The organism is Paenibacillus sp. FSL M7-1046 (genome assembly GCF_038007405.1).
Taxonomy (GTDB): domain Bacteria; phylum Bacillota; class Bacilli; order Paenibacillales; family Paenibacillaceae; genus Paenibacillus_AQ.
On sequence record NZ_JBBOXB010000001.1, the window covers coordinates 6,839,112 to 6,851,653 of the forward strand.

The 12,542-nt window shown below is 49.3% G+C and carries 13 protein-coding genes; 4 read left to right on the top strand and 9 right to left on the bottom strand.

The genetic code is table 11. From position 1 onward, the window contains the following. The first annotated feature begins 344 nt into the window (after window positions 1-344). A complete protein-coding gene (locus NYE29_RS30590) occupies window positions 345-1,463 on the top strand; it encodes an IS4 family transposase (protein ID WP_340898836.1) in 1,119 nt (372 codons plus the stop codon). Window positions 1,464-1,785: 322 nt separating this feature from the next. Here the strand turns inward: NYE29_RS30590 and NYE29_RS30595 are convergent, their stop codons facing one another. From NYE29_RS30595 to aroA, 3 genes are all read right to left on the bottom strand, one after another. Beyond that, window positions 1,786-2,454 carry a hypothetical protein gene (locus tag NYE29_RS30595; protein WP_340898837.1) on the bottom strand — a complete coding sequence of 223 codons (669 nt, stop codon included), beginning with the start codon at window positions 2,452-2,454 and terminating at the stop codon, window positions 1,786-1,788. A 241-nt stretch (window positions 2,455-2,695) separates the two neighbouring features. Beyond that, entirely contained in the window at window positions 2,696-3,130 is a 435-nt protein-coding gene (locus NYE29_RS30600) for a CoA-binding protein (RefSeq protein WP_340898839.1), read from the bottom strand. Window positions 3,131-3,224: 94 nt separating this feature from the next. Continuing rightward, window positions 3,225-4,517, bottom strand: coding sequence for a 3-phosphoshikimate 1-carboxyvinyltransferase (gene aroA / locus NYE29_RS30605; protein ID WP_340898840.1), 1,293 nt, complete (start codon window positions 4,515-4,517; stop codon window positions 3,225-3,227). A 112-nt stretch (window positions 4,518-4,629) separates the two neighbouring features. On the opposite strand from aroA, the gene NYE29_RS30610 reads away from it, so the two are divergent. After that, window positions 4,630-4,938 carry a rhodanese-like domain-containing protein gene (locus NYE29_RS30610; protein WP_076112067.1) on the top strand — a complete coding sequence of 103 codons (309 nt, stop codon included), beginning with the start codon at window positions 4,630-4,632 and terminating at the stop codon, window positions 4,936-4,938. Between the two features lie 25 nt (window positions 4,939-4,963). On the opposite strand, the gene NYE29_RS30615 is transcribed toward NYE29_RS30610, so the two are convergent. From NYE29_RS30615 to NYE29_RS30625, 3 genes are all read right to left on the bottom strand, one after another. Further along, a complete protein-coding gene (locus tag NYE29_RS30615; protein ID WP_038590433.1) occupies window positions 4,964-5,506 on the bottom strand; it encodes a shikimate kinase in 543 nt (180 codons plus the stop codon). A gap of 156 nt (window positions 5,507-5,662) precedes the next feature. Further along, window positions 5,663-7,075 (bottom strand): NADP-dependent phosphogluconate dehydrogenase, encoded by a 1,413-nt coding sequence (gndA, locus tag NYE29_RS30620; RefSeq protein ID WP_038590418.1) that lies wholly within the window; start codon window positions 7,073-7,075, stop codon window positions 5,663-5,665. A gap of 266 nt (window positions 7,076-7,341) precedes the next feature. Then, on the bottom strand, window positions 7,342-7,938 hold the full coding sequence (locus tag NYE29_RS30625; protein ID WP_076112069.1) for a hypothetical protein: 597 nt from the start codon (window positions 7,936-7,938) through the stop codon (window positions 7,342-7,344). A gap of 310 nt (window positions 7,939-8,248) precedes the next feature. On the opposite strand from NYE29_RS30625, the gene NYE29_RS30630 reads away from it, so the two are divergent. Then, window positions 8,249-8,452 carry a DUF1054 family protein gene (locus NYE29_RS30630; protein ID WP_340898841.1) on the top strand — a complete coding sequence of 68 codons (204 nt, stop codon included), beginning with the start codon at window positions 8,249-8,251 and terminating at the stop codon, window positions 8,450-8,452. Between the two features lie 108 nt (window positions 8,453-8,560). On the opposite strand, the gene NYE29_RS30635 is transcribed toward NYE29_RS30630, so the two are convergent. Next, window positions 8,561-9,850, bottom strand: a complete 1,290-nt coding sequence (locus tag NYE29_RS30635; protein WP_076112072.1) for an MFS transporter — start codon at window positions 9,848-9,850, stop codon at window positions 8,561-8,563. Window positions 9,851-9,940: 90 nt separating this feature from the next. On the opposite strand from NYE29_RS30635, the gene NYE29_RS30640 reads away from it, so the two are divergent. Beyond that, window positions 9,941-11,416 carry an aminotransferase class I/II-fold pyridoxal phosphate-dependent enzyme gene (locus NYE29_RS30640; protein ID WP_076112074.1) on the top strand — a complete coding sequence of 492 codons (1,476 nt, stop codon included), beginning with the start codon at window positions 9,941-9,943 and terminating at the stop codon, window positions 11,414-11,416. 120 nt (window positions 11,417-11,536) lie between these two features. Here NYE29_RS30640 and NYE29_RS30645 read toward each other — a convergent pair whose 3' ends face one another. Then, window positions 11,537-11,860: a DUF1292 domain-containing protein gene (locus NYE29_RS30645; protein ID WP_019911532.1), complete on the bottom strand. Its 324-nt coding sequence runs from the start codon at window positions 11,858-11,860 to the stop codon at window positions 11,537-11,539. A 91-nt stretch (window positions 11,861-11,951) separates the two neighbouring features. After that, complete coding sequence (locus NYE29_RS30650; protein WP_038590410.1) at window positions 11,952-12,503, bottom strand: copper amine oxidase; 552 nt, start codon at window positions 12,501-12,503, stop codon at window positions 11,952-11,954. Window positions 12,504-12,542 lie beyond the last annotated feature (39 nt).

Sequence of the window (12,542 nt, forward strand, 5' to 3'; positions counted from 1 at the left end):
AAAGAATGCGGCAAGAATTAGGATACCACGGTTCCCGTGATTATGGGAAACTTTATTCGTAATTTAGTGTGGTCTGGATGTGGCGTTCGCTGCTGTGAAGGAAACAGAGAAGTAGGCCTTATAAGGCATTATAACGATCATTAGTGAGCATGCGTGGGCATGAGGAATCGATCCAGCTACTCCAGCTACTCCAGCTACTCCAGCTACTCCAGCTACTCCAGCTACTCCAGCCTCTTAAGTGTATTCTGTATAGGCATGTTGATTAACCAGAAAAAGGTAGAAAAAAGGCCGCTCATTCGGTAAAGTGTTTGTACCCCTACAAACATCCGAAACGAGGCGACCTCATGAAAAAGTCTACTTCATTATCGAATATTCTGCAATTGGTGATTCCCGAAGAAAAAATGCTCCCATTCTTGGAAGAACTAAAGTATATCGATGTGGCGCGAAAGTTTACTGTCTATGATTTATTTCTATTTTTGGCCGAAGCCGCCTTCCAGCAGTGGGAGGGGTATCGGGACGGAGAACAGCGAATGGCCCTTTGTGGGCAGCGTTCTGTGGATCACTCAACCCTCTCGAAAAAAGCCAAAGACGTTCCTTTTCAATTATTCAAGCGTTTGCTAGATCTCATGATTGGGCTGTGCAATCGAAAGACTCGGCGTGTACTCGGTATTCCGAAGGAGCTGCTAATCGTTAATTCCACTACGATTACGGTAGGTCTGGGACGGTTGACTTGGGCTCCGCACAAAGGCCAAAAAGCAGGCGTTAATCTACACGTGGGGATCATTGGAGACCAAGGCGAATTGCACAAAGTTACCGAAACGACTGGATATGAGCCTGATTTGAAGAGTTGCCCTGACCTGCTGGACAGAAGATTTATTTTGGTGGCAGACCGATCTTATGGTAAACACAAGCTGTTTGACAGTTACCAAGAGCAGGAAAACCGGCAGTACTTTGTGATTCGGCTTCGGGATAATACAACCTTTACGAATCCAATCTCACGATGTCGAAAGCGTCCCTTTTCGGGAAGTATTAAGCAAGATTTGATCTGCCAATTGGGAAAGAACATGGCACTCTCCCAGAACAGATTTCGGGTGGTCATCCTAGAGGATCCCAAAGGAAATCCCGTTATTCTCGCCACAAATCTGCACTGGTATTCCCCCGAAGGAATTGCAGAAATCTATAAAAAACGGTGGCAGATCGAAGTCTTTTTTCGTTGGATTAAGCAGCATCTAAACATTCCAAAATTATTCGGAACAACACCAAATGCAGTGTATGGACAGCTGTACACAGCTTTACTGATTTATGTTTTGCTTAAGTTCCTGTTTGAGCAGGGAAATGCTGCGGTGCATCCGAGTGCTAAATTAACATTCGTCGACTTTGACCGGTTATTTACTTTGGAAACTTTACCACCGGAATGGAGGATTTATTTAGCCAATGTAGTGTTTCCCACTTCCATAATTTAGCTAATCAACAGACCTGTATTTTGTACAACTAAAACAGCACTTTCAAACAGTAATATTAGTTTAACTGCACTTTATACATCTACAAATCGCATTTCCTGCTCCAAAGAACCATTTAGCAACTTTTAGTTGTACCAAGTGCAGCTAAACTTCAAAAAAGAAACTTTCAGCATCATTTAGTTGCACGAAGTGCATTTATTCCATTTTTATCCTAGTATTTAATCAAACCTCACCCTAGTTCCTTCATTCCATCTGCACCTCAATCAGACTGCATTCAAGAATGCAGTCAAGATTGCTTTGTTTTGCTTTTCATTTCCCTATCCACTTACCATATTTGATCAGCCTGCATTGCTTTTACTTCGTAGAACCGCACCCTCTGCTTTGGATTTACCGGTTTGAGTAATCCTTTGTCACTGAGTGACTGTAACAGCCTCCGGGCCGTACGATAGTTAATCTTGAAATGGTCGCACACATCTTTGGGGCGGAGCGGTTTAGCGATACGCCAGGCCAGGCGCAGCACTTCTTTCTCTTCGGACAAAATATCTGCGGCTAGCGTCTTTCTGGCTAAATACGGCGCAAGTACCAGTTGCAGGAGCATCCTGCATACTTCAGGATGCTGCTGAACATCGTCGAAGGAAAAGTGGAGCATCCTCCAGCCCATCCCGGTGAGGAAACTATCGCGGTTCAAGGAATAGCTGAACTTCTCGCGGTCCATGTCTTTGACATGACTTTGAAAGCCGTCGCATTCGATCCCGAACCGGCCCCCATTTTGCGGCAGAAAGGCGAAGTCCAAGAACTGCGATTTGCGGTTCCAATCGTAAACTTCATATTCCGGATGCAAATGCTCAAGCGATTCAAACAGCGGCCACCACACATTCTGCAAAAACAGCCGCTCCGCAAAATTGTGACCTCTGACCAGCCTCCCCTTACGCTCCCCACTTCTCTCCGTCGTATGCTGCTCGATGAATAAACGATGTGCTTCCTCAAACTCCATCTGATCCCCTCCCGTAAATAAAAAAAGAACGCCCATCTCCCGCAAAATAATCACGGCTAAATGGACGTTCTTCGTCTAATTCCAGTATAGCAACACAGCCTGGCTATTTCTAGATGAAATAGGATCAGAGCAGCAAAACTTGCTATGTACCCTTCCTTCCCCACCTAGGCTAAAGGGTTCCGGGGTTCCGGGGTTCCAGAATTACGAAAGTACTGGATTCTCCCCGGACTCCCCCTGAATACTACTGCCGGCTGCGCCCGTGCATCGTGATCGCTTCCTCGACCTTGATGCAGCGGTCCATGATTGCCGTCATGCCATGCTCTGCGGCGATGTCAGCAGCCTCCTTGCTGATAATGCCCTGCTGGAGCCACAGCACATGTGCGCCGATATCAGCTGCCTCCTGCGCCACTTCGGCGCAGTATTCGCTGCGGCGGAACACATTGACAATGTCCACCGGCTCCGGTATTTCAGCCAGCGTATGGTAGCATTTCTCCCCTAGAATCTCACCGTCTACTGTAGGATTAACCGGAATAATCCGGTATCCGCGGCTCTGCATCGCATAAGCCACCATATAGGAGGTACGGTCCGATTTGTCAGAAAGGCCTACAACAGCAATATTACCTGCGGAAGCAAGAATATCACCGATTTGCTCCCGGGTCGGGTTCTCAAAGCTCATGTTTGTTACCCCTTTCGCTTTAGTGCCGAATCAGCAGGTGAAACCAAAACTTCCTATTATAAGCCGACTTCGCCTGGATCAGCATCCTTTATTGTTATTGTACCCACTCCACATTTGCTCCAAGCGCGCGCAGGTGGTCGAAATATTGCGGATAGGACTTGGCGACATGATGGGCGTCCTTAATCAGCAGCGGCTTGCGGGCACGAAGGCCCACTACCGTCAGTGCCATGATTACCCGGTGATCATAATGCGCATTGATTGTTACTCCACCTTCGACACCCTCAGGCATGCCATGCACGATGATCTCGTCGCGGCGTTCCTCAACCTTAGCTCCGGCACGGGCCAGCTCCGTCAGATAGTCGGTAATCCGGTCGCATTCCTTGTAACGCAGATTCTCCACGTTGTAGAAACGTGAGGTCCCTTCAGCAAATACCGCCGCCGCCACCATCGCCAGCACGGCATCGGTTGCCGCATCGCCGTCGAATTCCACAGCCTTTAGAATGCCGTTTCCCTGTACATGTACTGTGCCGTCTTCGTGAGTAAGCGGTACTTCCATCATACGCAGCACATCCACAATTGCCCGTTCCCCTTGCTTGCTCTTCTCGGCAAGCCGGTGAATTTTCACATCCGATTGGGTGACAGCCGCTGCCGCAAGTACAGCCGCAGATCCCGGATAATCCCCCTGCACAGTGTAAGATTTGGCCGCATACGCCTGGCGCCCCGGCACCTTAAAGGACATATAATCGTCAGCAGCATGAACTACGATTCCTGCCTGCTCCAGCACCTCCAGCGTCTGGCCGACAACAACCTTCGACTTCAGATCATCCAGTACGATGATCTCGCTGTCCTCTTCAAGCAGCGGCGTCAGGAAGAGCAGTGCACTAAGATACTGTGAGCTTACTGCACCGGAGACGGTAATCCTGCCGCCAACCGGCTTGCCGCCGCGAATGGTAATCGGAAGTCTTCCATTATTATGCTCCACTTGAACACCAATCTGGCCGAGCGCTGCAATGAGATCGTCATGCGGGCGTTTGCCCAGAGAATCCGGGTACGTGTTCACGAAAGTCACCTCCGGGCTCAGCGCAGCTACAGCCATCAGAAAGCGCAGGACGGCCCCGGCATTCCCTACATTAAGTTCCTTGACGTCACGGGGATGCCGGCCAAAGCCTTGAATGACAATCTTCTCTTCATCCTCCGTAAGAACCGCTCCAAGATCGGCGATACATCTGCGGATCGCATCACTGTCCTCACTATGTGCAGGATAGTAGATCGTGCTGACGCCCTCGGACAGAGCGGCAACGAGCAGGTAGCGTGTAGTGTAATTTTTGGAAGACAAAGCTCCAAATTCTCCTTGCAAAGCTGGCGTCGGCCTAACAATAACGTCCATGATATAAGCGCTCCTTAGTTAATGTAGTTGATATATAGTGCTTCGTTTGACAGGCTATTCTCCACTTGTGTTATCATTAAACCAATCTTCCGATAGAAAAGAGGTCACAACCATGAATGAGATCCCCCAAATTACACCGCAGGAATTGCGGAAGCGTCTGGAGACAGGCGAAGACCTTGTATTGATAGACGTACGTGAAGATGATGAAGTCGCCTTTGGGATGATTCCCGGCGCTCAGCATATCCCAATGGGCGAGATCCCACAGCGCAAGGAAGATCTCCCGGCAGAAACCGAAATCGTCTTCATTTGCCGCTCAGGTGCCCGCAGCCAGCGTGTCTGCGAATATCTGCAGCAGTTCGGCTTCAAAGGCTCCAACCTCAGCGGCGGAATGATTGAATGGAATGAAAGTGCAGAGGCGTAAGCCGCACACAAGTATACTTAAAAGCTCAACCGCGGTAATGCATTAAAATATGCTGCGACACTTCTGCCGCACTCAGCTCCGAAGTATCGACTGTGCAATGCGCGAAACGGTAAGCCTCCCGGCGCTGCTCCATGATGGTGCGGACCCTTTCCTGCGCGTTGCCAGCGAGCAGCGGCCGGTTCTGATCTCCGCTGACGCGGGATAAGATGACTTCTTCCGTGGCCGTAAGCGCCACAACAAGCCCTTTTTCCAACATCATCTCGGCATTCCCTGGAGCCAGTGCTGCACCTCCGCCTGTCGAAATAATTCTGCCCTCTCCTTCAAGCATCCGCTGAAGTACTGCAGTTTCAACCTTCCGGAAATACGTTTCACCGCCATCGGCAAAAATATCGGCAATGCTCCGGCCTTCACTCTCTATAATGACATGATCCAAATCAACCAGTTCAAAGCCCAGTTCCTCCGCCAGCATGGCACCCACTGTTGACTTGCCCGTGGCCATCATTCCTACAAGGATAATATTTTTATGCAAGGTATTGAAACTCTGTTGTTGTTCTAACTCCCCAGTCATGACTACCCTCCAACCGCGACATTTGTCATATCATAACACAGGGTGAAAACTTTGCACAATGCGATTCCCGTCCTGCAGATTCCGAAAAAAAAGGCCCGAAAGCCTCCCGGGTGCGGGAAGCCGTTCGGGCCGCTGTTTGCAGCTGAGCCAAATAACCTATTCAGCTAGCCAGTTGTGGTGGAAGACGCCTTCCTTGTCCACACGTTGGAAAGTATGGGCGCCGAAGTAGTCACGCTGTGCTTGCAGCAGATTCGCAGGCAGGCGTTCCGTACGGTAGCTGTCATAGTAGGCCAATGCACTTGCGAATCCCGGAACCGGAACCCCTTGAGTTACAGCAGCGGCAACAACCTTACGCCATGCGGATTGGTACGAACCCATGATGTCTTTGAAGAACGGATCCAAGAGCAGGTTCTTCAGCTCTGGATTGGTTTCATAGGCATCGGTGATATTCTGGAGGAAACGGGAGCGGATAATGCAGCCGCCGCGCCAGATTTTGGCCAGACTGCCGTATTTCAGATCCCAGCCGTATTCGTCGGAAGCTACGCGCAGCTGCGCAAAACCTTGCGCATAGGATACGATTTTGCTCGCGAACAACGCTTTGCGCACATTTTCGATAAATTCTGCTTTGTCCCCTTGGAAAGGCTCGGTTTCCGGTCCGCTCAGCACTTTGCTGGCTTCTACACGCTCATCCTTCATTGCAGACAGGAAGCGGGAGAATACGGATTCGGTGATCATGGACAGCGGCACGCCAAGATCGAGCGAGCTCTGGCTTGTCCATTTGCCTGTTCCCTTTTGGCCGGCGGCATCGAGGATAACGTCAACCATCGGTTTGCCGGTTTCTTCATCATATTGTGCAAAAATATCCGTTGTGATTTCGATCAGATAGCTGTCAAGCTCGCCGCTGTTCCACTCTTTGAAGATGCTGTGCAGTTCTTTGGCATCCAGACCAAGCACATCCTTCAAAAGCTGGTAAGCTTCGCAGATCAGCTGCATGTCGCCGTACTCGATGCCGTTGTGCACCATTTTCACATAGTGTCCTGCACCGTCCGGTCCGATATATGTACAGCAAGGCTCTCCGTCCACTTTGGCCGAAATTGCCGTAAGGATAGGTTCAACAAGCTTATATGCACTTTCTTGACCGCCTGGCATAATGGAAGGTCCTTTAAGCGCGCCTTCTTCACCGCCGGAAACTCCGGTACCGATGAAACGGAAGCCTTTTTCTTCCAGTTCTTTGCTGCGGCGAACCGTATCAGGGAAATAAGCGTTACCGCCGTCGATAATAATATCGCCTTGGTCAAGATGCGGCAAAAGCTGCTCAATTGTGGCATCGGTAGCTTTACCTGCCTGAACCATGATCAGAATTTTGCGCGGTACTTCGAGTGACTCTACAAACTCTTCAATGGAAAAAGTACCCACCAGATTTTTGCCTTCCGCTTCGGCAATAAGATCATGTGTCTTCTCCGGGGAACGGTTGAATACCGATACGGTAAAGCCTCTGCTCTCGATGTTAAGAGCCAAATTTTTACCCATTACCGCTAAGCCAATAACGCCGATTTGTTGTTTTGCCATCTGGTCCTCCACCCTTTGCATCCTATATTTTTGTGAAATCCATTTCTCGCAGTATAAGAATACCACCCTTTGTCAGATACAGCAAAGTTCCGCCTGCGAAATAGAGAGCAATTTCATTGACAAAGTCCTTAAGTTGCAGGAAATTGCTCACAATGACTATTTTAACGTTTTTACCGCCAGAAGTGAACCCCTGTCCACAAGTTGAAATACAAAGTTAAGGGCACCCCTGCTGAGGGATGCCCTTAACCAAATGAAGCCGATCGTTGTTACCATTCAAGCATATTTAGCTCCCGCTGCAAAAAGCTGAGCTCCGCCATACAGGACTCTGCAAGTGCAGCGTCTTCACTGCGAAGGGCCTCATTCAACCGGTCCAGCTGTTCATCAACCTCAATCCTCCGCTGGCGGATCCGTTCTTCTCCTTCACCGGAGTAAAAAAGCTTTGTCAGCTCCTGATCCGTGAGCATCGGCCCTTTCTGATACAGGACACGCTGCTGATACCCTGAAATTTCCACCAGACGGATCACTTCACCAAATAAAATATTCTCAATGATAATCTGGCGGTCGCGGAAACGTTTGACTACGGCATGCCCGCGCATATCGCCAATCAGCTTCTCCATCCATTCGGACAGGCGCGCATCACGGATCATATAATCGCCCACCAGCTTGTAGCCATCCTTAATCCGCTGGAAGCGGAGCTTTACCAGCTTGCGGCCGGTGCGCACCGAAATCAAAAAAACACTTTCATTCTCACTCCAGTAAAGGGAATAGCCATCCTTTATCAAGTCCTTGATAAGATCCTGTATATGCTGTCGGTCAAACCGCAGCTCCAGATTGCAATACTCCACTTCGTCGTTTTTGTTCACGGCACTCCCCCCTAACAGCTTTGCTTCTGCAAAACCAGCTTTATTAGCTTTTTTCCTAGGTAAAATTGACTGCCGGACCTCCACTTGCGATACTTTACTTTGCGTTCGTCTTACTCTTATTTTATACTTCATTTTATGTAGCGGTAACTTGGTTTATTGACTATTTTTACCCGTTTCCTGCTAATCCCAAACGCTTCCCGCTGTTTTTACTGGATTTAGAGGCTTTGAGATGGAAATATGCTGCAGCTGCAGCAATTTCAGCAATCCTTATATGCATGCTAATCTATCTTTTGAACAAGGAGACGCTATAATGCCATTTCAAGGATTTACACATGATGATTTTGCAGTATTTCAAATTGAGGGGCGTAAGCTGAAGGAAGTCAAGAAAGCCGAGATTACTTGCGGTCTGCGGATCGACAAGGATGATCCGATTCTGTCGGATGAGGATAAGCTCCTTGAGCTTATTCGGCAGACCTTCGAGACGCTGCTGCCCCTGTATCGTATGTCCTTCTAGACACATACATAGTCTATGGCTGCAATAAAGCCGCAGGCAGACGGATGAATTCATTCCGTCAGCCTGCGGCTTATTTGGTGTCACCGATCGGTTTAAACCCACCCCAGCTCAGCTAGTTCCTGTCTTTAATTTTGTCCGATGGACAATAAGCAGATGCAGTCCGAAGAGCAGCACCATCACAAATGAGCTGGCCAGAAAAGGAGCACTATGGCTGACTGAATCCCACAGTCTGCCTGACAGTACAGGGCCTGCTACCATGCCGGAGCCTTGGAGTGTCAGGAAAAGGCCCCATACGGTGCCCCGCTCCCCCTTAGGCACCTGGAAAGCAATAAAGGCGTTCCAGGCCGGAAGAATAAGCGCATAACTTACACCAACCAGGGCAACGGCGCAGAAGGCCAGCGGCAGCCAGCGCACCTGGGAGAAGAAGGCCAGTGAACCGGCTGCCAGCAGAAATCCGATGTTCAGAAACACTGTAGTCCCGATCCTGTCCACCAATTTCCCGGCGGGAATGAGCGCCAGCACAGTGATCCCCCCACCGGCAATGAGCAGCAGACTGAACTGATTCGGCGTGACATGCAGCTCTGAATGGGCAAACAACGTAACTACCGGTGTCATAAGGCCAATGGCAAAAGCCTGCAGAAATAATGCCGGGAACAGAAGCCGGCTTACCTTCAGTGAGCTTCTAACCGCGTGCATCGTCCGCTTGAGGCTCTGCAGCGGCTGAAACGGCCTGCGCTGTTCCACAGGAGCTTCTTCACTGTGGATGTCACGCACAACATGGGGAGCATGGCCACCAATTTTGGACGGGAGCAGCAGGGCAACGGCAGCAACGGCAGCTGCACATCCCATAAGCACAAGAAATACCGTGCGGTAGCCTTGACCGCCATGATCCATCAGAAAATTCATGGTGATCGGCCCGATCCCGGTTCCGGCCAGCGAGGCCATCTCTACTGCGCCCATCGCCGCACCGCTGCTGCCGCTCTTCGTAGAACCGGCCAGCTCCGTAATCCCTGTCATTGTGCAAGGCCACAGCGGCGATGTTCCAATGCCCAGAATCAGGCAGGCTATGGATAAACTGACCGCATCTTTGGCATAGACAATCATTCCTACCGCTACTACCAGCAGCAGCAGGGCGCCCGTCATTGTCCAGCGGTAGCCGATACGCTCCATCACCCAGCCGAACGGGCTGCGGAAGAGGTTGTCCCCCAGATATTGCAAGGCAAAAGCAAAGCCTACCACCGTTACCGACAAGCCGAGGATATTCTCCATATACACAGGCAGGAGGGCGACAAGCAGCGAGCCTTTCACAAATTCCACCAAAAAGATAATAGCCCACATTTCCATAATGAAGGGCGAGGCCAAGCTGATATGCATACGTTGTGCTACTTTGCCAGACATTAGATCACATCCTAGTATTATGTTGATTGATTTGTTATACTGATGCTTGCTTGAAAAAAAACTATTCGCGAAAGGTTGTGACAGCATTAAATGGATCAACACCGTACTCCCCTCTTCACTGCTCTCAAAAAGCATGCCGCTGGAAACCCAGTTCAATTTCATATTCCCGGGCATAAGAAGGGGCTAGGAACCGATGCCGAATTCCGTGAGTTTATCGGCGATAACGCTCTATCCATAGATTTGATCAATATCGCACCGCTTGATGATCTTCATCAGCCTACCGGCGTAATACAAGAAGCTCAGAAGCTGGCTGCGAAGGCTTTCGGCGCCGACTATACGTATTTTAGCGTACAGGGCACGAGCAATGCCATCATGACTATGATCCTCTCTGTCTGCTCAGAAGGAGACAAAATAATTGTGCCGCGGAACATTCACAAATCCGTGATGTCGGCAATTATTTTCTCCGGAGCCAAGCCTGTTTTCGTCTCACCTGTACAGGATGAGAATCTTGGGATAGACCACGGCATTACCACCAGCTCGCTGGAACGAGCATTAAGGCGCCATCCGGACGCCAAAGGAGTTCTAGTAATCAATCCAACGTATTTTGGCGTATGCGCTGACCTGCGTTCGATTGTTGACCTGGCCCACAGCTACGGGGTTCCCGTATTGGTGGACGAGGCACATGGAGTATTGATTCATTTTCATGAGGATCTTCCGGTATCAGCCATGCAGGCCGGTGCCGATATGGCGGCAACCAGCGTTCACAAGCTGGGCGGCTCCATGACGCAAAGCTCGGTGCTTAACGTGAATGCCAAAACCGGGCTGGTCAACCCGCAGCGGGTACAGACGATTCTCAGTATGCTGACGACAACTTCCACCTCATATATTTTGCTTGCGTCACTGGATACTTCCAGACGCAATCTGGCTCTGAACGGCCATGAAATGGCCGAGAGAACAATAGCCTTGTCCAATTATGCCCGGGAGACCATCAACAACATCGACGGTCTGTACAGCTTTGGCAGAGAGATTCTTGGCACAGAGGCCACCTTTAATATTGATCCAACCAAGCTTAACATTCATGTCCGCCATTTGGGAATAACCGGTTATGAAACAGAAAACTGGTTGCGCCAAAAGTATAACATCGAAGTAGAACTAAGCGACATGTATAATATTCTTTGCCTGATTACGCCTGGTGATACCCAAGATTCCGTAGATAAGCTGCTTTCCGCCCTGCGGGTATTGTCAGCCATCCATTACAGCAAAGGTGAGATCTATGAGCTTAAGGTGCAGGTGCCGGAAATTCCACAGCTTGCCCTTATTCCAAGAGATGCCTTTTATGCGGATACTCAGGTAGTTCCGTTCCGCGAATCCGCAGGTTATATCATTGCGGAATTCATCTATGTTTATCCTCCGGGCATTCCGATTTTGCTCCCCGGTGAAATAATTACCCAGGATAACATTGATTATATCATCGACCATGTGGAAATCGGGCTGCCGGTCAAAGGTCCGGAGGACCGCAGCATCAACTTTGTCAAGGTAGTCGTGGAAGCTGATCCGATCTCTTGATCGGCCAGCCTTCCGCAAAACATAGGCATTCATACAAAAACCCGATACTTAGGTATCGGGTTTTTGCATGCAAGCCTCAGTGCTGAATTCATGCAACCTCAGGCTGTGCTACACTGAAATCTATTCTTGCTGGGCAAGCAGCTCGTTGTAAGCTTCTTCAACGGCTTTCCATTCAGCTTCATCTTCAATGTTGTAAAGCACCATTTCTTCATCTTCTTCTTCCATACGCAGAATGATGCCATCCGCTTCAGGGTTTTCGCGCTCCAGCAACAGCGCGTATAATTTCTCGCCCACATCGAACGTTTCTACCAGCACCATTTCTACATCTTCGCCCTGCTCGTTCGTCAAGGTCAGCACAAACTCCTCGTGCTCATGGTCGTGATCATGTCCGCAACCGCATGCTTCACCATGTTCATGGCCATGCTCATGTTTGTGATCGCTCATTGAAATACCTCACTTTGAATTGAATTATCCTACATTTGGTATCGTAACACGTATGATAAGTTCAGGTCAATTTGAGGGAGGTGCAAAATACCTAATCTAGTGCAGTGATTACCTTCTCTGACACAAGTACGTAATCTACATTCTTGGAGGCTTTAATATAGAAGCCCACACGGTACTTCCCGGACTCTTTAAAATCATAGGTGAACTCCGAGGTGGAGAACCAGAAATCTTCTTTTTTCGAACCGCCCAGCTCCTGCGACTGAATGTCCTTCACATTTCCCGATGGATCGGTAATGGCTACTTTTACTGCTGCGATGCTATCTGTCAAGCTGTCCACCTGTGACAACACCTTAAATTTGAGTTTTCCGATATTCACGTTACCAAATACATCATCGCCCTTATACAGAATAATCTGTACATTCGGCTTAAGAATGGTCACTTTGCCTGAACCGTCCCAGTTCACGACGCCTCCAGCTTCCCTGGCCGGGATATAAGCCTTGCCATCAATCAAATAGCCGCCATCGGCCATTTCCTTCCCATTGCTCCATACCCTGATTTTCTGATTTACAGCGTCCGCGAACAATAATGAACTTCCCATCAGGGAAAATACAACTACGCACAGAGCAACTTTTTTCCACCTCATAAGCAGAGACCCTCCAAATAATTCATGCTGTTAATATAT

What these genes read in the sequence shown, in the direction of transcription:
- gndA (WP_038590418.1), bottom strand. Translation starts at nt 7,075, where the DNA reads ATGGCAAAACAACAAATCGGCGTTATTGGCTTAGCGGTAATGGGTAAA.
- NYE29_RS30645 (WP_019911532.1), bottom strand. Translation starts at nt 11,860, where the DNA reads ATGAGCGATCACAAACATGAGCATGGCCATGAACATGGTGAAGCATGC.
- NYE29_RS30595 (WP_340898837.1), bottom strand. Translation starts at nt 2,454, where the DNA reads ATGGAGTTTGAGGAAGCACATCGTTTATTCATCGAGCAGCATACGACG.
- NYE29_RS30610 (WP_076112067.1), top strand. Translation starts at nt 4,630, where the DNA reads ATGAATGAGATCCCCCAAATTACACCGCAGGAATTGCGGAAGCGTCTG.
- NYE29_RS30615 (WP_038590433.1), bottom strand. Translation starts at nt 5,506, where the DNA reads ATGACTGGGGAGTTAGAACAACAACAGAGTTTCAATACCTTGCATAAA.
- NYE29_RS30590 (WP_340898836.1), top strand. Translation starts at nt 345, where the DNA reads ATGAAAAAGTCTACTTCATTATCGAATATTCTGCAATTGGTGATTCCC.
- NYE29_RS30635 (WP_076112072.1), bottom strand. Translation starts at nt 9,850, where the DNA reads ATGTCTGGCAAAGTAGCACAACGTATGCATATCAGCTTGGCCTCGCCC.
- NYE29_RS30640 (WP_076112074.1), top strand. Translation starts at nt 9,941, where the DNA reads ATGGATCAACACCGTACTCCCCTCTTCACTGCTCTCAAAAAGCATGCC.
- NYE29_RS30630 (WP_340898841.1), top strand. Translation starts at nt 8,249, where the DNA reads ATGCCATTTCAAGGATTTACACATGATGATTTTGCAGTATTTCAAATT.
- aroA (WP_340898840.1), bottom strand. Translation starts at nt 4,517, where the DNA reads ATGGACGTTATTGTTAGGCCGACGCCAGCTTTGCAAGGAGAATTTGGA.
- NYE29_RS30600 (WP_340898839.1), bottom strand. Translation starts at nt 3,130, where the DNA reads ATGAGCTTTGAGAACCCGACCCGGGAGCAAATCGGTGATATTCTTGCT.
- NYE29_RS30650 (WP_038590410.1), bottom strand. Translation starts at nt 12,503, where the DNA reads ATGAGGTGGAAAAAAGTTGCTCTGTGCGTAGTTGTATTTTCCCTGATG.